The sequence below is a fragment of the Alkaliphilus crotonatoxidans genome (assembly GCF_054658015.1).
Window position 1 is genome coordinate 48,133 of record NZ_BAAHXS010000006.1, and the last position, 19,215, is coordinate 67,347.

Here is a 19,215-nt window from a genome sequence, read left to right on the forward strand (position 1 = left end):
ATTGAAGAAACTGGAAGGTCTTAAAACAATTGTAACGGTACTTCTCTTAATTGTTTTGGTAGCCCTTACCCTTCAAATCATCAAGGTAATTGACATAGAACGGAAGGGCAGTACAAAGCCCAACGGACTGGAGGAGGAACAGAAAAAAATTAAGGTTGGATTTTCTTTAGGTACCCTTAAGGAGGAAAGATGGCTTAAGGATCGGGACATTCTGATGGCAAAGATCAGGGAATTGGGAGGGGAAATTATTGTACAGAATGCCAACAACGATGATCAGGATCAGTTAAAGCAGGTAAGGTATTTGATCAGCCAGGATATTGATGTTTTAATTTTGGTGCCAAATGATCATCATAAAGCCAATGAAGCTGTTGAATTAGCTAAACGGAATGGCGTCAAGGTAATTTCCTATGACAGGTTGGTGTTAAATGCCAATGTAGATTTATACGTTTCCTTTGATAATACCCGGGTGGGGGAGCTGATGGCCGAATCGGTTTTAGCCCATATGCCCCAGGGCCACCTGCTAATTGTAAATGGTGCCACCAGCGATCATAATACCAGACTGATTAAAGAAGGATATGACAGGGTATTGCAGGAAAGCATTGAAGCCGGCCATATTAAACTGGTTGCTGAGGAATGGGCCCAGAATTGGATGAAGGAGCATGCCTTTACCGTCACCGACCAGCTGCTTAAGGAAGGCCATACCATTGAGGCAGTGATTGCAGGTAATGATGGTTTGGCCGATGGGGTGATAGAAGCCCTCTCACAACACAGGCTGGCTGGTCAAACCATTGTAGTGGGCCAGGATGCCGACCTGGCGGCCTGCCAGCGTATTGTTGAGGGAACTCAATTGTTGACAATCTATAAGCCTATCGAAAAGCTGGCAGAGGCCACAGCCCGTATTGCAGTACAAATGGCTAAAGGAGAAGAGCTTGCCAATATTAAATATACCATCAATGATGGAAGCTACGATATACCCTATTATGTTCTGGAGCCCGTTGTGGTGGATCAAAATAATATGAAGGAAACGGTTATCAAAGATGGTTTTCATATGATTGATGAGGTTTATCGAAATCTGCCGAATCAATGAAAATTGATGTTTTAGATCCAGTAGAAGCTGACTACTGGATTTTTTTATCACAAAATATTACTACTCAATAGGCTAAAGTGTGAAAAGAAACAAAATAAGAAAGAATAAAATAAAATGTTACAGAAACAAGCAGGCCTTTCCTTCAATGTCTTCCTGTATAATAATTAATAAGGGTTGGGAAAACGTTTTTATCCTTCCTGATTCCTTAAGAGGGCTGATCCTTTGGATGAGCCATAGAAAATAATAAGGGGGACGAATTAAATGAAAAAGCGCAAAATCTTTACGCTACTGCTGGCCTTTGTTTTGGTTGTTGGCTTGTTTGCAGGGTGCAGCAGCCAGCCTGCGGATGAAGAAACCGGCGGAGAAGGAGCAACAGATGAAAAGATTGTTGTGGGATTATCACTGCCTACCCAAAGAGAAGAAAGATGGGTAAGGGATAAGGAAAAAATGGAAGCCGTGGCAGAGGAAATGGGGATTGAGTTATTGGTTAAGGTTGCCGATGCCAATATGCAGGAACAGATTACCCAGGTGGAAGCCCTGTTAACCCAGGGAATTGATGTGTTGATTTTAGCACCCCACGATGCCTCAGCAGCAGCTTCTCTGGTAGAAAAGGCCCATCAGGAGGGTGTGCCGGTTATCTCCTATGACCGATTGATTACTAATACCGATAAGCTGGATGTGTATTTATCCTTTGACAATGTCAAGGTTGGAGAGCTTCAGGGACAATATATAACCGAACAGGTGCCTGAAGGTAAGTACATCATTATGTCTGGAGCACCTACCGATAACAATGCCAAGCTGTTTAAAGAGGGTGCCATGAAATATATTCAACCGCTGATTGACAGTGGAAAAATTGAAGTGATTGCAGAACAGGCAGTTGACAACTGGGTACCAGAGAATGCCTTAAGAATAGTAGAAGCTGCCCTGGCGGCCAATAATAATGAAGTAGATGCCATACTGGCACCAAATGACGGTACTGCTGGCGGAGCCATTCAAGCCTTGGCAGCACAAGGATTGGCAGGTGAAGTACCCATTACCGGTCAAGATGCTGAAAAGTCAGCTGCAAAGAGAATTGTTGAGGGGACGCAATCAATGACAATTTTCAAGGATACAAGGGAATTAGGTCAAGAGGCCATTGAAATTGCAGTTCAGCTTGCAAAGGGTGAAAACATATCTACCAATGGAGAGGTTGATAACGGCTCAGTTAATGTGCCCTCTGTATTACTGGAGGCAACGGTTGTAACTGCTGATAATATTCAAGAAGTATTGGTTGACAGTGGATATATTACCGAGGCCGATCTAAGATAATAATTGTATTGCTATATAGTTAGAGGAGGAATAGCCCAGGTTATTCCTCCTATTTTAGAAAGGTGGATCGTCTATGGGTGAATATATTTTAGAAATGCAGGATATCGTAAAGGAATTCCCAGGGGTAAAGGCCCTTGATCATGTTAATCTAAAGGTAAAAAAAGGAGAAATCCACGCCTTGGTGGGTGAAAATGGCGCCGGAAAATCGACCCTCATGAAGGTACTCAGTGGGGTATACCCCTACGGCACCTACGAAGGAAAAGTTATGATTAATGGAAGGGAGCAGCGATTTCAAAATATTAAGGACAGTGAAGCTGCAGGGGTGGGAATTATCTACCAGGAATTAACCCTGGTAAAGCAAATGAGTATTTGCGAAAATATTTTCCTGGGTAATGAGTATCAAAAATATGGTGTTATCAATTGGAATCAGGCATCGGCCCATACCCAGCAGCTATTAAAGGAGGTGGGTTTGTCAGAGAATCCAGATACGCCAATATTAAACCTGGGAATTGGAAAACAGCAATTGGTGGAAATCGCCAAGGCCCTATCGAAAAATGTAAGTATTCTAATACTAGACGAGCCCACTGCAGCCCTGAACGAGGATGATAGTGAAAATCTGTTGAATATAATTCGTAAGCTGAAGGAAGAAGGAATTAGCTGCATCTATATTTCCCATAAGCTGAAGGAAGTAAAGGCCATCGCCGATACAATTACTGTTTTAAGGGATGGAAAAACCATTGAGACCTTCCCCAATGATGAAGTCGTTAACCAAAATCGAATTATTACAGGAATGGTGGGAAGGGAACTGACACAATTATTTCCTCGTAAGCCTCATACACCGGGAGATGTGGTATTGGAGGTTAAGGACTGGACTGTCTATAACCCAGAATTGCCCGATCGAAAGATCATTGATGGAGTCGGCTTTCAGGCCCGGAAGGGTGAAATACTGGGAATTGCAGGATTAATGGGATCAGGGCGTACTGAACTGATGATGAGTATTTTCGGTGCCTATGGTATCAATAAATCAGGTGAAATTTTCATTGATGGAAAGCCGGTGGCCATTAAAAATCCAAGAGAGGCCATTGAAAGGGGCCTATGCTATTTATCAGAGGATCGGAAAAAAACAGGCCTTGTATTGATGATGGATATTAAAGAGAACATTACCCTGGCAAGCCTGGATAAAATTTCAGGTGTATCAGGAATCAATGAAAATGAAGAAATCAAGGTATCTAATCATTATGTAGATGCGTTAAAAATAAAGACTCCCTCTATCGAGCAAAAGACCAGGAACCTAAGTGGTGGAAACCAGCAAAAGGTTGTTATTGCCAAATGGCTCATGGCTGCTCCCAAGGTATTGATATTAGATGAGCCCACCAGGGGAATTGATGTTGGGGCAAAATATGAAATTTATAACATTATGAATGAACTGGTGGAGCAGGGCGTCAGCATCATTATGATATCCTCTGAGCTGCCGGAAATTTTGGGAATGAGTGACCGGATATTGGTAATGCACGAAGGAAAATTAACAGCAGATTTAGACTGGGAGGCCAGCGACCAGGAAAAAATAATGCATTATGCAACTGGTGGGGCATAGCAGTCTTAAGATCCAATAAAGGAGGTTAATCAAATGAGCAGCAAAACAATGGAAAAGCAAAGTCCTGTAGAAATCATAAAGCTATCCTTACGCAATAATATTAAGCAATACACTATGTTTATAGCATTAATCAGTATTATGATCATATTTTCACTTTTCAGTGATGTTTTCTTTACACCAAGAAATTTATCTACTTTATTTTTACAAACGGCCCATATCGCCATTCTAGCATGTGGTGTGGTACTGGTGATTGTAGCAGGTCATATTGATCTGTCAATAGGTGCCGTGGTGGGGCTGACCGGAGCCATCGCAGCGATCCTTCCTGCCCGGTTTGGGATTGGAATTGTACCATCAATTTTAATTACATTGGCCATTGGGGCCCTTATTGGATTATGGCAGGGCTACTGGATCGCCTACCGACAGGTACCGGCCTTCATTGTTACCCTGGCGGGGATGATGATATTCAATGGTATGCTTCTGGGGGTAACAAAGGGAGAAACCATTGCTACGGGTGCTGCCTTCAATAAAATTGGTCAGGGCTATTTACCAACCCTATTTTTTGATAGTACACCGAGGGACCTGATTCCCCATGATACAACCGTTATAATTTGGGCCATTGTATTGGCTGGTTATCTTTGGTCAGAATTTAAAAAGAGAAAAGAACGTCGTAAATATGATTTCGACGTGTTGCCCCAGTCGCTGTTTATATTAAAAATAACCCTGATCGGTCTATTGATTACAGCAGTATTTGGTATTATGGCCTTTTATTTGGGAATTCCCTATTCTATTGTTCTCTTAATGGCCATCGGCGGAGGCTATGCATTCCTTACCACCAAGACAACCTTTGGCCGTCATGTCTATGCCATCGGAGGAAACAAGGAAGCGGCAAAGCTTTCTGGAATTGACATAAGAAATAGAACCCTTTGGATTTTTATATCATCAGGAATATTGGGTGCCATTGGCGGTATCGTTTATACAGCCAGAGTGGGATCGGCGGCGGCTTCAGCAGGACAAAGCATGGAGCTGGATGTAATTGCAGCTGCCATTATTGGCGGAACCAGTACCCTGGGGGGAGAAGGAACCATTGTGGGGGCCATTATCGGGGCATTGGTTATGTCTACCTTAAATAATGGAATGCTGCTTTTAGATGTAGGTACAACCCAGCGTTTGATTGTAAGGGGCCTGGTGTTGCTTCTGGCTGTTTGGGTAGACATTTCGACCCGAAAGAAGAATAGCTAGTGGAAGATGTTGGTTATACGATACCCTGGTCAAAAACCTTTGGCCAGGGTTTTTCTCTGGCGGGCGATATTGATGGAAGGAAGGCAATATGTTATAATTTCCATAAATTCTTAATCACGGGAAACAGGAATGGCTGATAGGAGGAGAAATATGGAGAATCAAGATAAGAGGAAAAGAAAAACCACTGCGTTTCAAGCCTCAAGAGAAATCCACAGAATTCTTCATGATGATGAAGGCGGGCTGTATGAACCATGGCAATATGCAGCGTATTTGCCCATACCTGTTACCCTGGAAACCACCTATGAAGAAATTTTTATTCTGTGGCAGGAGGAGGCCAGATTTCGAGAAGGCTTTCTCATAGAAGATCAAAAAATCTATATTCCCCATCTCTTTGCAAAAATCAGCGGAACCCACCGTAATTTAAAAAATTACTGGCATGACTTAATTAAATTAACAGAAAACCAGGAAAGAACGGTTTTCATTAAAGGGATACCGATGATGGCTCCCGTTAAATGGGAGCAAGATGCCAATTTATTAAATGATGAAGGCTGTTTCCATATTGATCGGGTGAAGGGGCTAAAGGCCTATACCCTGGGTTTCTTAAAGGAGTCGGTTCAGGATTTATTACTGTTGAAGCTAAATAAACTGCTTCAATCGAAGAATATCTTTAAATTTATCATCACAGAGGAATTGAAATATAAAGCCCTGTATGGGCTGTTCAGACTGGATAGACAAATATTAAATCTAATACAAAAATTTGATTTTTCTGCCCATATTCCCAAGCTGGTGATTTATGACGGAGCCGATACGGCCTTTACCCAGGAAGACTTTTTCATGATTGCCCTTTTGCAGCTTTGCTGCTTCGATATTATTTTATTTACCCCCAGTGGCTATAGTAATCTGGAACGGGGAATACATGCTGATTCCTTTCAAATCCACAATCTTGAAGAATTAAGGCTGGGACTAACCTTGCCAGATCAAGACCAGAAGGATAAGGAGCATTGGCTGAAGCGTTTTTTACTTTGGTTTTATACCTAATACTGCGGCATCTATAGGAGATAGATCATTCCTGGTTAAGGTTTAATTAAGACGAGGTGCAATGGTTTCCTTCAGTTGATTTAAAACATCAGTAAAATTTTGTTGTGTTTTACTGGCGGTGTAATTTTCAAAGGGACAGCCCTTTTTCTTTAAACGATCCATAATGACCTCCATGGGGAATTCTTCAGGCCTAAGCTCCCGGGTCACTTCATCCCAGAAGAGGGGAGTCGCCGCCAGGGCCTCGTCGTTACCACGGAGGGAATAGGGGGCGATGATCGTCTTACCGGGAGCATGCTGCAGATAATCTACATAAAGTCGATTCCCCCGTTTCTTTTTCATTCTTTCAGTCGTAAACCAGCGGGGCTCCAGGCCAACTACATATTGAGCCGCAAAGCTGGTAAAGCTTCGGGTTTCATCATAGGTAAACTGATTGTCAGGCAGGGGAATATAAAGCTGTAGCCCTTTATTTCCAGAGGTTTTAACAAAGGAAACTAGCTTTAAACGGTCAAATACCTCCTTTAAGATAAGGGCCGCTTCAATGGCCAGATGAAAATATTCCCTGGAAGGAGGGTCCAGATCAAATACTATTTCAGCAGGGCGGGAGGAATCAATGGTATTAAAGGGAACATGCAGATCAATAGCCCCTTGATTTCCCAACCATACCAGGGTGGGAAGGCTTGAACAGACAATGTAATTGATATCATCAGAATAATGAGTGTCAACAAAATCCGGAGCATAGGAGGGGCAGCTTTTTTGATAAAAAAATTCCCCTGATACCCCATGGGGATATCGGATGGTTGTTAAGGCCCTGTTGTTTAAATAGGGCAGTAAATAAGGGGATACCTCAATTAAATATTGAAGATATGCCAGCTTTTGTATATGGGGCCATATTAATTTTGTGGGGTGGGTAACATCCACCTGCTGTCCTTCAATACTGACAGTATATCTTTCCTTTAGCTTAGCCATTGACATAGCTCCTTCCATAAATTTTAATCCAACAATTGATGCTATAATATAAAATCAACGAAGCTGGCTGAACGCAGCCCACCGCTGCTGACAAAGCCTCTGCCCCGCAGCTTACATTTTAAAACAGGTTGCAGATAGACAAACTCTCGATCTTCGTTTAAATAGATTCCTTCAGCAATCTTAAAAAAGGCCTGTCGTTGAACACTGTCGAAACCAGTTAAGATTACCCCCAGGGGTTTTCCATCCATGTGGGTACAAAGCAGTCCACGGTCCTTTTTTCGATAGCCTGTGATCCGGGCTTCGGTTTCTACCCAGTTAATGATTTTCATCCATTGAGAGGAACGTTTTCCGACATAGCTGGAATCTTTCTTCTTTGCAATAACCCCTTCCCGGCTCTCCTCTCTGATTTTTTCAAAAAAATCAAGACCTTCATCCTCAATAAAGGGAATAATTGAAATATTAGAATAGGGCAGCAGTATTTCCTGTAAAATGGCTTTCCTTTCTAATAGCGGTACATTTCTAAGGTCTTGATTGCGATAATAGAGAACATCGAATACAAGATAGGTAACGGGGGCTTCCCTGGCATTTTTTTGTATTTTAGTTTGGTTTTTCATAAAAAATCGTTTGATGATTCGTTCAAAATCTTCATTTCCCTGGTCATCCAATGACACAGCCTCACCGTCTAAAATCATGGTTTCTTCAAAGGGGAAAAGCAGCTCAGGAAATTGATGATTTACCAGGGACTGATTCCTGGTAAAAACCTGTGGTCCTTCTATGTTAGAATATTCTATTCGAATTCCATCAAATTTTCTTTCGAAAATATAGTCCTTTGAGGAAAAGGGGCCGGGGGCAGTTTTAAGGAGCATTAAAGGAAAAAACATGAACTAAGCCTTTTTTCGCCCCGGTATATTTTTTTTCTTGCGGGGTGTTTTAGCAGGCTTGGTTTTCTCTATGCTTTCCTCAAGGGCTTTCATTAAATCAATTACATTATCGTTTTTCATGGCCTCAACACCCTTTTCATTTTGCAGCTTTTCTTGAATTAATTCCATCAGGGCTGTTCGATATTCGTCTATATATTTTTCAGGATCAAAGGTTTCAGTGAGCTGATCAATTAAAAGAGCCGCTGTATCCATTTCCTTGGGAGAAAGCTCAATATTGTCAGGAATGTTGGGAACCTCCTCCAGGGCCCGAACCTCATCAGGGTAATGGAGTGTTTCCATGATTAAAACCTTTTCATAGGGCCTAATGGCAGCCAACCTTTCCTTAGAACGAATCATAATTTTTGCTAATCCGATTTTACCTGTATTGGTCAAGGAGCTTCGTAGGAGACTGTAGGCCTTGACGCCGCCATCACCAGGGCTAAGGTAGTAGGTACGATCGAAGTAGATGGGGTCAATTTCCTCCAGCTTAACAAAGTTGATAATATCCACCGCTTTAGCCTCCTGCTCCTTTTTCAATTTTTCCAATTCCTCCGGCGGTAGCTCAACAAATTTGTCAGGTGCATATTCAAAGGCCATTACAATATCCTCTGGCTTAATCTCTTCTTGACAATGCTCACATACTTTCTTATAACGTATTGGACTCTTACACTTTTTATGGAGCTGCCGCAGCTTAACATCCTTGTCTTCAGTGGCAGCATGCAGCTTTACGGGGATGCTGACTAATCCGAAGCTGATGGTGCCCTTCCACATTGTATGCATAATAACACCTCGCTTTTTTTCTTAGTTTTTGCAGCAATGTATTTTTCATTCCTATAAGAATAACTTAATTTATAGGAACAGTTCCTGATCATGGATTCAAAAATAAAAAAGCCCTTAATCCACTTCAGGATTAGGGCATTGTAAAAGCATTATTTTTTAAATCATCCCATCAGATGGCCTCGCTGGAATAGCCATTGCTGGTAAACTGACTGTTATACAGGTCTGCATAGAATCCTTTTTGCTTCAACAGCTGCCAGTGACTTCCTTTTTCAATGATTCGGCCTTCATTCATTACCAGAATTAAATCGGCATTCTTTATGGTTGAAAGCCTGTGGGCAATCACAAAGCTGGTTCTTCCCTTCATCAATTCTACCATGGCCCTTTGAATATGAATTTCTGTTCTAGTATCAACGCTGCTGGTGGCCTCATCTAAGATCAGAATAGCCGGGTCCGCCAAGAAGGCCCGGGCAATGGTAATCAGTTGCTTCTGACCTTGTGAGATATTGGATGCTTCTTCATTTAAAACAGTTTGGTAGCCATCTGGCAGGGTTCTGATAAAATAGTCTGCCTGGGCGACCCTGGCGGCATTGACAATATCCTCATGGCTGGCTCCCCGTCGTCCGTATGCAATATTTTCTTCGATTGTACCATTAAAAAGCCAGGTGTCCTGTAATACCATCCCGAATATACGTCGAAGATCCTCTCGCTTCAAGTCCCTTATGTCGACCCCGTCTACAGTAATTTTACCTTGATCTATTTCATAAAAACGCATCAGCAGGTTTACCAGGGTAGTTTTGCCGGCCCCGGTAGGGCCAACAATGGCAATGGTTTCACCGGGCTGTACCTTAATGTTCATGTCTTCAATCAGCTTTTCATCCTTTTTATAGCTAAAGTTTACTGAATCAAATTGAACCGCTCCCCTAGGCAGCTCAATAATCTGATGATTTATTTCATCAGGAATCTCCTCCTCCTCGTCAAGTAATTCAAAAACCCGCTCAGCAGAGGCTACGGTAGATTGAAGAATATTAGCAATATTAGCGGTTTGGGCGATGGGCTGGGTAAATTGCCTTGCATACTGAATAAAGGCTTGAATATCACCAATAGTAATAGTTCGCCTGGTAACCATAATACCTCCCGCCACAGAGATAATAACATAGCCGATGTTATTGACAAAGGTCAGCAGGGGAAAAATGATTCCCGAAATAAATTGTGCTTTCCAGCCGGACTCATAGAGTTCGTCATTAATTTTTTTAAATTGATCAATGGAATCAGATTCCCTGTTAAAAACCTTGATAATTCTATGACCGGTGTACATTTCCTCTACATGACCATTAAGCTCTCCCAGGGATTTCTGTTGGGAGGCAAAATGCACCTGGGATCGCTTGGCGATTTTGGCTGTTACCACAGCACTTAGGGGCAGAATAACCATTGTAACAAGAGTAAGGAGCGGGCTAATGGTCAGCATCATCACCAGTACGCCCACCAGGGTAACGACCGAGGTAATTAGCTGGGTCAGGCTTTGCTGAAGGGTACTGCTGATGTTATCCACATCATTGGTAACACGGCTCAATATTTCGCCATGGGTTCTTGAATCGAAAAACCCCAGGGGAAGCTTTGCCAGCTTATGATTGACATCATTACGCATATCATAGACTGTTTTTTGGGCGATACCCGCCATAATAAATTGTTGAATATAGCTGAACAAGGCACTGACAAGATATAGGCCCATTAAAATCTTTAGAATTCCGCCAATATATTGAAAGTCTACGACGGCACTGGAGGAATCTTGCAATCTTGCCATTGAACCTTCAAAGAGCTTTGTAGTGGCCAAGCCCAATACCTTAGGGCTAATAATACTGAAGGCAGTGCTTAGAATGGCCATGATCAATACCAAAAGCAATTGAAGCCTTCGGGGCTTTAAATATGCCAACAACCTTTTTAGTGTTCCCTTGAAGTCCTTTGCCTTTTCTACAGGAGCGCCGATCGCTCCCATGGGGCCCCTTGAGGCGCCATTCAATTTAGCTTTTTTTCTTATTTTCATGCCAATTCCTCCTCGGTCAGCTGGGACGAAACAATTTCACGATAAATACCACAGGTATCAAGCAATGTCTTATGGGTACCCATACCAGCAATTTTTCCCTCGTCCAGCACAATAATTCTGTCAGCATCCATAACCGTACTAACCCTTTGGGCCACAATTAAAACTGTGGCATCCCTGGTTTCTTTTTTCAGGGCAGATCTTAGTTTTGCATCGGTTTTAAAGTCAAGGGCAGAAAAACTATCATCAAAGATATAAACCTCCGGCCTTCGAACCAAGGCCCTGGCAATGGAAAGACGCTGTTTTTGCCCCCCTGAAACATTGGTGCCTCCCTGGGAGATGGGAGAGTCATAGCCTTCCTTCATATTTTGAATGAAGTCCGATGCCTGGGCCACCCGAGCAGCTGCTTCAACAGCACCATGGCTGGCGTCTTCCTTGCCGAAGCGGATATTTTCTGCAATCGAGCCGCTGAACAGGACAGCTTTCTGGGGAACAAATCCAATTTTATTACGAAGTTCCTTCTGGGTCATATCTCGAATATCAATGCCGTTCACCAATATACTTCCCTGGCTGACATCATAAAAACGGGGAATCAAATTGATGAGGGTGGATTTACCTGATCCTGTTCCACCAATAATGGCGGTTACTTCCCCAGGGCCTGCACAAAAGCTAATATTTTGAAGGGCAGGCTGTTCAGCGCCGGGATAGGTGAAGCTAACGTCTCTAAATTCTACAAAGCCCCTTTGATTGCTGTGTGTAGCTGGCTTTTCTGGATCCATGATTTCTTTTTTCGTTTCCAATACCTCATTAATCCGTTGAATAGAAGCCGAAGCCCTGGGGATGAGAACAAACATCATGGAAACCATAATAAGTGAGTACATCATCAGCATCACATATTGAATAAAGGCCATCAGGTCTCCTACCAGGAGCTGGCCCTGATTGATAAGATTGCTGCCCAGCCACATAATGGCAATGGTGGTAAAGTTCATGATAATCATGATGGAGGGCATTAGGGCGGCCATAATTTTATTGACTCGAATAGCGGTGTCCGTTAGATCTGTATTGGCTTCGTTAAAGCGCCTTTTTTCGTAATCCACCTGATTAAAGGCTCTAATAACACGAATACCGGTCAAGTTTTCCCGAAGCACTAAATTTAACTTGTCCAGCTTCACCTGCATCGACTTAAACAACGGTACCCCCTTGGCTGCCACCAACCCTATGACTGCCGCCAGCAGGGGAATGACCACCACAATCACAACAGAAAGGGATTGGTTTTTAGAGACGGCCATGATCATTCCGCCGACGGCCATCAAGGGGGCACTGACCATTAGACGAAGCATAACCATCAGAACCTGTTGAATCTGAGTGACATCATTGGTTGTTCTTGTAATCAGGGTAGCTGTCCCGATTTTGTCAAATTCCTGTAGGGAGAAGTCCTCTACCTTAGTGAAAATCATGTTTCTAAGGTCCCTGCCGAAGCCCGTTGCAATTTTTGAAGACAGGTAACTGGCCAGGATAGCACAGAGAACACCACCGGCAGCCACCAATAGCATAATTGTTCCAATCCGCAGAATATATCCTGTATTGCCGGTAACAATGCCGACATCTACGATATCAGCCAACAGAGTTGGTAGAAACAGCTCGGAAATGGATTGCAGCAGTATGAGGCCTAAAACTGCTGCAATCCATGATCCATAAGGCCTTAAATATTTTAATAATTTTTTCATGATATCCTCTCCTGTCAGTATAAAAGTTAGCCTTATACTATTTCTGTAATAAAGCCTTTAGGGATTCAAGGCCCTCTACAATCTGTTTGAGGTTCTTTTCATCAGTTTGTAGAAATTTATCACTAAATTTTTTTTCCAATTTTTCATGGAAGGTAGCCTGAAATTTTTCCTCTGATTCTTTAACAATAGAAACCTGTACCACACGGCGATCATCCTGGCCTCTTGTACGTAGTACATAATTGTTTTTTTCCAATCTGTCTACAATGCCGGAAATGGTGCTGTTGGATAGGCCCAATGCCCGGCTTAATTCACTGATCTTCATGGGCCCATTTTTACTTAAGTTGGCCAATACCATCACCTGAGGAGCCGTTAAACCGCCTTTATTGAAGGTATGCTTCATGCTATCCTTAATCAAATAATCAATATCCCTCAATAAATAGAATATTTTTCTTCCCGTATCGTTAATCACGCTTTGGCCTCCTGACAATATTATGATGTAAACTATATTATTTTAATGCAAGCTGAACAACGGTTCACAGGGATTTAAACCCAACGGGCAGAAAAAAATCTGTTGATTCAATTTATTTTGCATTAAAATATTTTTGAATACGAAACATAATTGTAGTATACCCCTGCTAGGTCCCTCCATACAACCCTTTAAATCTTAAATTTATATAAAAAAACCAGCATCCAGGATTGATTCCAGATGCTGGTCTGCCTTGGGCATAAATTATGCCTTTACTTCAGCCTGCCCTTTTAATTGCCTGAAAACAGTATTAAATTGAGGAATTAGAGTAATTACAAGACAAAGTAAGGTATCGGCCCCCATAACGGTACCGTTATAGATCAAGGAATATAGAAAGACATTCATCCCCTCGGGGGCGTAATCTGCGAAAAAAATGGCTCCAGATAAAAAGCTCATGACAAACCTTCCAAATCCTCCAATTAAGCAGGCAATGCTCAAGTTTTTACGGTAAAGCCCTGCCAGGCCCATGGCACCAAAGGCCAGGGGATAATCGAGAAATAATTGGGCCCAATGAATGACATAGGGGTCTTGAATCAATTGTAGAAAGCCATAGGCAAAGCCGGCGATAATACCGGGAATAGGCCCGAATATCACTGCAAAAATAAACATGGGCAGCATACTGGCGGGAGTAATACTGCCTCCCTGGGGAAAGCGATAGAGTCTAATATAGGATAATACAAAGGAAAGGGCAATACAAAGGCTGCCGTAAACAATAATTCTTGTATTGAAGGTAGTATTTTTACGGTTTTTTCCAAGATAAATAAGAAGGCCTGCGCTGCCCATAAGGGCCAGCAGGATTGCCCAGGTTACCGGTTTTAATTCTAATAGCTTTGCAAACATGTAAAAAATTCATCCTTTCTTCCATCGCTTGGATGCAAAAAACGTGAAAGGAAATCCTTTCACGTTAAATAGACGTTGAAATGCTTCCCTACGCAGGTATTAACCTACAGGTTCGAAGGGTTGGACAAGCTCCTCTCAGCCAATGGCACCCCTAGCGATATTTTTATTTTAATTATAACATATTCTCAATAAAATACAAATGATTTATAAAAAGCTATTTATTTCATTACAGCCCTATGGTTTAACCTAAATAACATCTTAGTCCTCCTATTTATCCCATAGGCCTACGTAAAATAGCTAGAAAATGAAAACGATAACATTTTCAAAAAATATAGAAAATTAAGAAAAATGCAATTTTATCTATTGAATAATTCTATAAAAATGATATAATACTGAATACATTAATTTAATAGTCGAAATATTCTAGAAAATATTTTGTGGACAGACGTAAATGACTAAATCATTGCAGGGCAATGCTCTGCTGAACTAAAAATTGACAAGGGGGACGAATGTTATGGGGACTTATGGTTTACCTCCCGCCCAGGGGCTTTATGACCCTGAAAGGGAGCATGATGCATGTGGCATTGGCTTTATCGCCCATGTGAAGGGAATAAAATCCCATGGGAATGTGAGGGATGCCCTCACCATACTTGAAAATCTGAACCATCGAGGAGGTCAGGGCAGCGAAGAAGATACGGGGGATGGTGCTGGAATTCTGCTGCAAATTCCAGATGTTTTCTTTAAACGGGTTTGCGGAAAAGAGCTTTCTCTGCCGGAAGCAGGACAGTATGGTGTGGGAATGGTTTTTATGCCACCCCATCAGGAGACGGCAGAAAAATGCAAATCGATATTAGAGTCTGTTGTCTGTGAGGAGGGGCTGGGCTTGATCGGCTGGCGAAAGGTACCGATAGAGGCGAAATACCTGGGAAAGACAGCAAGAGAGTCAATGCCCTGGATAATGCAGTTTTTTGTTCGAAAATCGGAAGACTTAAAGGTCAACATTGATTTTGAAAGGAAATTGTATATCGTCAGAAGGCTGGCAGAAAAAAGAATTGAGTATATAGCTCCAGAGGCCCATCAATATTTTTATATTTGCAGCTTGTCCTCCCAAACCATCGTTTATAAGGGAATGCTTACGGCCACTCAGTTAAGGAGCTTTTATCCAGACTTATCTGAAAAGGACCTGACCAGTGCCATTGTTTTGGTCCATTCCCGCTTCAGCACCAATACCTTTCCTACCTGGAGCCGGGCCCATCCTAACCGTTATTTAATCCATAACGGGGAAATCAATACCCTAAGGGGAAATATCAATTGGATGAAGGCAAGGGAATCAAGCCTGATGTCAACGGTTTTTGGAGAGAGTCTTCAAAAGGTGCTACCGGTTATTAACACCGAAGGGAGCGACTCGGCCATGCTGGATAATTGCCTGGAGCTGTTATATTTATCTGGCCGTTCCCTGGCCCAAGGGATCATGATGACCATACCTGAACCCTGGGGCACCCTGACGGGAGAGATGGATTCTGATAAAAGGGCCTTTTATGAATACCACAGTTGTTTAATGGAGCCCTGGGACGGCCCCGCTGCCATTGCCTTTACCGATGGCGCCAGGGTTGGTGCGGTACTGGATAGAAATGGCCTAAGGCCGGCTCGATATTATGTTACGAAGGAGGGGCGGGTGATTTTGTCATCCGAGGTGGGAGCTTTAGAGCTTCCCAGCCACACCATTGTAGAAAAGGGACGTCTTTCACCGGGGAAAATGCTTCTGGTAGATACCATAGCAGGAGAAATTGTTCATGATGAAAAAATCAAGCAGCAGGTTGCCGCCACCGCTCCCTATGGGGAATGGATAAGGAATAATTTGATTCCATTGAAAAGCTTAGCAACTGTTGATATAAAGCGACAAGAGCCTCTGGGGCTATTGGAGCGGCAGAAGGTATTCGGCTATACTACAGAGGATTTGAGGATGAACCTGTTGCCCATGGCCAGGGATGGAGAAGAGCCCATCGGCTCAATGGGGATGGATACACCCCTGGCGGTGCTTTCGGAAAGGCCCCAAAGTCTGTTTAACTATTTTAAGCAGCTTTTTGCCCAGGTAACGAACCCTCCCATTGATGCCCTTCGGGAAAAAATTATTACCTCCACCGTCACCAGCCTGGGAACAGAGGGAAATCTATTGGAAGCTGGGCCGGAGGGCTGTAGAAGAATTCAGCTGGAAAGCCCCTGCTTGTCTAATGAAGATTTAGAAAAGCTGAGGAATATAAAGGAGAGGGGCTTCAGTGCCATTACCCTTTCCATGCTCTACCCGGTTGCCGAAGGGGCGTCGGGCCTTGAGGGTTCCCTGAAAAGGTTGTTTAGCCAGGCCGAAGGAGCCATTGACGAGGGCCAGAATCTGATTATTTTATCAGATCGGGGAGTTAGCCAATCAATGGCTCCTATTCCATCCCTGCTAGCCCTTTCGGGGCTGCATCACCATCTGATTCGTAGGAAAAAAAGAACCAGGGTAAGTTTGATTGTAGAATCCGGCGAGGTTCGGGAGGTTCACCACTTTGGACTGCTTCTGGGGTACGGATGTAATGCTGTTAATCCCTATATGGCCTTTGAAACCCTGCGGGGATTGCACGATCAAAAATTATTGCCGGCAATGGGCTTAAAGACAGCCCAGAGGAATTATCTGAAGGCCATTCATGCAGGCATTATTAAGATATTATCTAAAATGGGCATATCGACCATGCAAAGCTATATTGGTGCCCAAATTTTCGAAGCCGTCGGATTGAATAAGGAGGTTATTTCAAAATATTTTACCGGAACCGCCTCAAGAATTGAAGGAATTGGGATGGAGGAAATTGCACGGGAGGCAGCCATGAAGCATGAAAAGGCCTTTAATGAGGCAGAAAGAGGAAAAGGACTGGAGGCAGGCGGGTTTTATAAATGGAGAAGGGATGGTGAATATCATTTATATAATCCAGATACCATCTTTCGCCTACAGCGGGCCTGCAGGGAAAATGACTATCAGCTGTACCGGGAGTATGCCTGGCTCATCCACGAAGAGTCTCAAAGAGTCACTACCTTAAGGGGAATGCTGGAAATGAAATGTAAAGAGGAGGCCCTGCCCCTGGAGGAGGTTGAGACTGTTGAAAGGATTGTTCGACGTTTTAAGGCCGGGGCCATGTCCTATGGCTCCTTAAGCCAGGAGGCCCACGAAACCATTGCCATTGCCATGAATCGTATTGGTGGCAAGAGCAACACGGGGGAAGGGGGCGAGGACCCGCGGCGCTTTCAATCCGATGAAAAGGGGAATTCCAGTTCCAGCGCCATCAAACAGGTGGCTTCGGGGCGGTTTGGGGTAACCAGTGAATACCTTTTACATGCCAGAGAAATTCAGATTAAAATTGCCCAGGGGGCCAAGCCGGGGGAAGGGGGACAGCTGCCGGGGAAAAAGGTGTATCCCTGGATCGCCCGGGTGCGGTATGCCACACCTGGAATCGGCCTCATATCCCCACCGCCTCATCATGACATCTATTCGATTGAAGACCTGGCCCAGCTGATTTACGATTTAAGAAATGCTAATCCCCGGGCCAATATCAGTGTAAAGCTGGTTTCAGAGGTGGGGGTGGGTACGGTTGCCGCCGGTGTGGTGAAGGCAGGCGGCAATGGGGTTTTAATCAGCGGCTACGACGGTGGGACTGGGGCTTCCCCCCGAACGAGCATACAGCATGCAGGTCTCCCCTGGGAGCTGGGACTGGCCGAGACTCACCAAACCCTGCTCTTAAATGGCTTAAGGGATCGTATTGTATTAGAGACCGACGGCAAGCTGATGACGGGTCAGGATGTGGCTATAGCAGCCCTTTTGGGGGCAGAGGAATTTGGCTTTGCCACGGGCATCATGGTGGCCCTGGGATGCTTGATGATGCGGGTCTGTCATCAGGATACCTGTCCGGTGGGAATTGCTACTCAAAACCCTGATTTAAGGAGGAAATTTGCAGGGGATCCCCAGCACGTGGTTAATTTTATGCAGTTCATTGCCAGGGATTTAAGGGAATGGATGGCCAGAATGGGCTTTAGAACCGTTGATGAGATGGTTGGCAGAATGGATAAGCTGCAGGTTAAAAGCACCATTACCAACTGGAAGGCAAGAAATGTAGATTTATCTGCCATGCTTTATTCTCCGCCCCTTAAAGGGGGGAAATCCCTTCATTCAATAAAAAAACAATCGGGTTTTTCTGGTTACAGCCTTGATCAAGAGATTTTATTAAAGGAATGTATGGAGGCAGTACAATTACAAAAAAAAGTGAAGCTAAGCCTGCCGATTAAAAACACCAACCGGGCTGTGGGAACCCTGCTGGGAAGTGCTGTTACTGCCCATCATGGAGGAAAAGGCCTGCCGGAGGATACCATTTGGCTGAGCTTTAAGGGATCAGCGGGACAAAGCTTCGGAGCCTTTGTTCCGGCGGGAATTACCCTTGAGCTGGAGGGTGATGCCAATGATTTTATTGGGAAGGGCCTGTCTGGCGGGAAAATAATCCTGCGTCCCCCGGCAGATTCAATCTTCGAAGCCTCTCAAAATATCATAGCAGGCAATGTTTCCTTTTATGGTGCCACCTCAGGTGAAGCTTACATTAATGGTGCCGCTGGGGAACGGTTCTGTGTGAGAAACAGTGGTGTCAATGCTGTGGTGGAGGCCATCGGCGATCATGGCTGTGAATATATGACGGGGGGCAACGTGGTGATCTTAGGTGCCATTGGCAGAAATTTTGCTGCCGGCATGTCTGGGGGAATTGCCTATGTATTAGATGAGAAAAAGACCCTTGAAGCAAAGTGTAATCAAGAGCTGGTTGCCATTGAGGATCTTCAGCAGCAGGAAGAGGAAAGGGTCAAAAAAATGATTGAACGGCATTACTTGTACACAGGCAGTAAAAGGGCCGCTCAGCTGCTGGATCAATGGAATCAGTTGAAATTAAGCCTCCGGAGGGTGATTCCGGTTGAGTACAAAAGAATTCTTAAGGCATTAGATGACCGTAGTGAGGGGAATTTGAATAACGTACCAATGTCTTCTCAAAAATCCATATCTTAATCAATAAGCCCCATCTGTAAACAGGTGGGGCATTACAATCCCAGAGAGGATATTTCTTAAACAGAGGTATCGTGAATATGA

At 43.7% G+C, this 19,215-nt stretch carries 13 protein-coding genes and 1 riboswitch; of the genes, 6 read left to right on the forward strand and 7 right to left on the reverse strand.

Features of this window, described 5'->3' with window-relative positions; genetic code table 11:
• Position 1 precedes the first annotated feature (1 nt).
• The 5 genes from ACYQ1I_RS12300 to ACYQ1I_RS12320 all read left to right on the forward strand — a co-directional run bounded on the left by ACYQ1I_RS12300 (position 2) and on the right by ACYQ1I_RS12320 (position 6,266).
• Positions 2 to 1,087: a sugar ABC transporter substrate-binding protein gene (locus ACYQ1I_RS12300; RefSeq protein ID WP_459765733.1), complete on the forward strand. Its 1,086-nt coding sequence runs from the start codon at positions 2 to 4 to the stop codon at positions 1,085 to 1,087.
• Positions 1,088 to 1,348: 261 nt separating this feature from the next.
• A complete protein-coding gene (locus ACYQ1I_RS12305; protein ID WP_459765735.1) occupies positions 1,349 to 2,395 on the forward strand; it encodes a sugar ABC transporter substrate-binding protein in 1,047 nt (348 codons plus the stop codon).
• A 73-nt stretch (positions 2,396 to 2,468) separates the two neighbouring features.
• Positions 2,469 to 3,989 (forward strand): xylose ABC transporter ATP-binding protein, encoded by a 1,521-nt coding sequence (locus ACYQ1I_RS12310; RefSeq protein WP_459765737.1) that lies wholly within the window; start codon positions 2,469 to 2,471, stop codon positions 3,987 to 3,989.
• Positions 3,990 to 4,022: 33 nt separating this feature from the next.
• A complete protein-coding gene (locus ACYQ1I_RS12315) occupies positions 4,023 to 5,228 on the forward strand; it encodes a sugar ABC transporter permease (protein WP_459765739.1) in 1,206 nt (401 codons plus the stop codon).
• A gap of 150 nt (positions 5,229 to 5,378) precedes the next feature.
• On the forward strand, positions 5,379 to 6,266 hold the full coding sequence (locus tag ACYQ1I_RS12320; protein ID WP_459765741.1) for a YceG family protein: 888 nt from the start codon (positions 5,379 to 5,381) through the stop codon (positions 6,264 to 6,266).
• Between the two features lie 42 nt (positions 6,267 to 6,308).
• Here the strand turns inward: ACYQ1I_RS12320 and ligD are convergent, their stop codons facing one another.
• From ligD to thiT, 7 genes are all read right to left on the reverse strand, one after another.
• Positions 6,309 to 7,232 (reverse strand): non-homologous end-joining DNA ligase, encoded by a 924-nt coding sequence (ligD, locus tag ACYQ1I_RS12325; protein WP_459765743.1) that lies wholly within the window; start codon positions 7,230 to 7,232, stop codon positions 6,309 to 6,311.
• 41 nt (positions 7,233 to 7,273) lie between these two features.
• Entirely contained in the window at positions 7,274 to 8,113 is an 840-nt protein-coding gene (locus ACYQ1I_RS12330; RefSeq protein ID WP_459765745.1) for an ATP-dependent DNA ligase, read from the reverse strand.
• A 3-nt stretch (positions 8,114 to 8,116) separates the two neighbouring features.
• Complete coding sequence (ku, locus tag ACYQ1I_RS12335; protein WP_459765746.1) at positions 8,117 to 8,932, reverse strand: non-homologous end joining protein Ku; 816 nt, start codon at positions 8,930 to 8,932, stop codon at positions 8,117 to 8,119.
• Between the two features lie 169 nt (positions 8,933 to 9,101).
• The gene (locus tag ACYQ1I_RS12340) at positions 9,102 to 10,973 is read right to left on the reverse strand and encodes an ABC transporter ATP-binding protein (RefSeq protein WP_459765748.1); all 1,872 of its coding nucleotides are present in this window, start codon (positions 10,971 to 10,973) and stop codon (positions 9,102 to 9,104) included.
• Positions 10,970 to 12,697 carry an ABC transporter ATP-binding protein gene (locus ACYQ1I_RS12345; RefSeq protein ID WP_459765750.1) on the reverse strand — a complete coding sequence of 576 codons (1,728 nt, stop codon included), beginning with the start codon at positions 12,695 to 12,697 and terminating at the stop codon, positions 10,970 to 10,972. Before ACYQ1I_RS12345 ends, ACYQ1I_RS12340 begins: the two co-directional genes overlap by 4 nt.
• A gap of 37 nt (positions 12,698 to 12,734) precedes the next feature.
• The gene (locus tag ACYQ1I_RS12350) at positions 12,735 to 13,166 is read right to left on the reverse strand and encodes a MarR family winged helix-turn-helix transcriptional regulator (protein ID WP_459765752.1); all 432 of its coding nucleotides are present in this window, start codon (positions 13,164 to 13,166) and stop codon (positions 12,735 to 12,737) included.
• A 261-nt stretch (positions 13,167 to 13,427) separates the two neighbouring features.
• A complete protein-coding gene (thiT, locus tag ACYQ1I_RS12355) occupies positions 13,428 to 14,063 on the reverse strand; it encodes an energy-coupled thiamine transporter ThiT (RefSeq protein ID WP_459765754.1) in 636 nt (211 codons plus the stop codon).
• Between the two features lie 68 nt (positions 14,064 to 14,131).
• A riboswitch (TPP riboswitch) is annotated at positions 14,132 to 14,226 on the reverse strand.
• Between the two features lie 351 nt (positions 14,227 to 14,577).
• Between thiT and gltB the strand changes: the two genes are divergently transcribed.
• Positions 14,578 to 19,134 (forward strand): glutamate synthase large subunit, encoded by a 4,557-nt coding sequence (gltB, locus tag ACYQ1I_RS12360; RefSeq protein ID WP_459765756.1) that lies wholly within the window; start codon positions 14,578 to 14,580, stop codon positions 19,132 to 19,134.
• The last annotated feature ends 81 nt before the right edge of the window (positions 19,135 to 19,215 follow it).

Bases quoted from the DNA above. Each gene is read 5' to 3' on its own strand.
- ku (WP_459765746.1), bottom strand. From the start codon at position 8,932: ATGCATACAATGTGGAAGGGCACCATCAGCTTCGGATTAGTCAGCATC.
- ACYQ1I_RS12310 (WP_459765737.1), top strand. From the start codon at position 2,469: ATGGGTGAATATATTTTAGAAATGCAGGATATCGTAAAGGAATTCCCA.
- ACYQ1I_RS12315 (WP_459765739.1), top strand. From the start codon at position 4,023: ATGAGCAGCAAAACAATGGAAAAGCAAAGTCCTGTAGAAATCATAAAG.
- gltB (WP_459765756.1), top strand. From the start codon at position 14,578: ATGGGGACTTATGGTTTACCTCCCGCCCAGGGGCTTTATGACCCTGAA.
- ACYQ1I_RS12305 (WP_459765735.1), top strand. From the start codon at position 1,349: ATGAAAAAGCGCAAAATCTTTACGCTACTGCTGGCCTTTGTTTTGGTT.
- ligD (WP_459765743.1), bottom strand. From the start codon at position 7,232: ATGGCTAAGCTAAAGGAAAGATATACTGTCAGTATTGAAGGACAGCAG.
- ACYQ1I_RS12340 (WP_459765748.1), bottom strand. From the start codon at position 10,973: ATGAAAATAAGAAAAAAAGCTAAATTGAATGGCGCCTCAAGGGGCCCC.
- ACYQ1I_RS12330 (WP_459765745.1), bottom strand. From the start codon at position 8,113: ATGTTTTTTCCTTTAATGCTCCTTAAAACTGCCCCCGGCCCCTTTTCC.
- ACYQ1I_RS12345 (WP_459765750.1), bottom strand. From the start codon at position 12,697: ATGAAAAAATTATTAAAATATTTAAGGCCTTATGGATCATGGATTGCA.
- ACYQ1I_RS12320 (WP_459765741.1), top strand. From the start codon at position 5,379: ATGGAGAATCAAGATAAGAGGAAAAGAAAAACCACTGCGTTTCAAGCC.
- thiT (WP_459765754.1), bottom strand. From the start codon at position 14,063: ATGTTTGCAAAGCTATTAGAATTAAAACCGGTAACCTGGGCAATCCTG.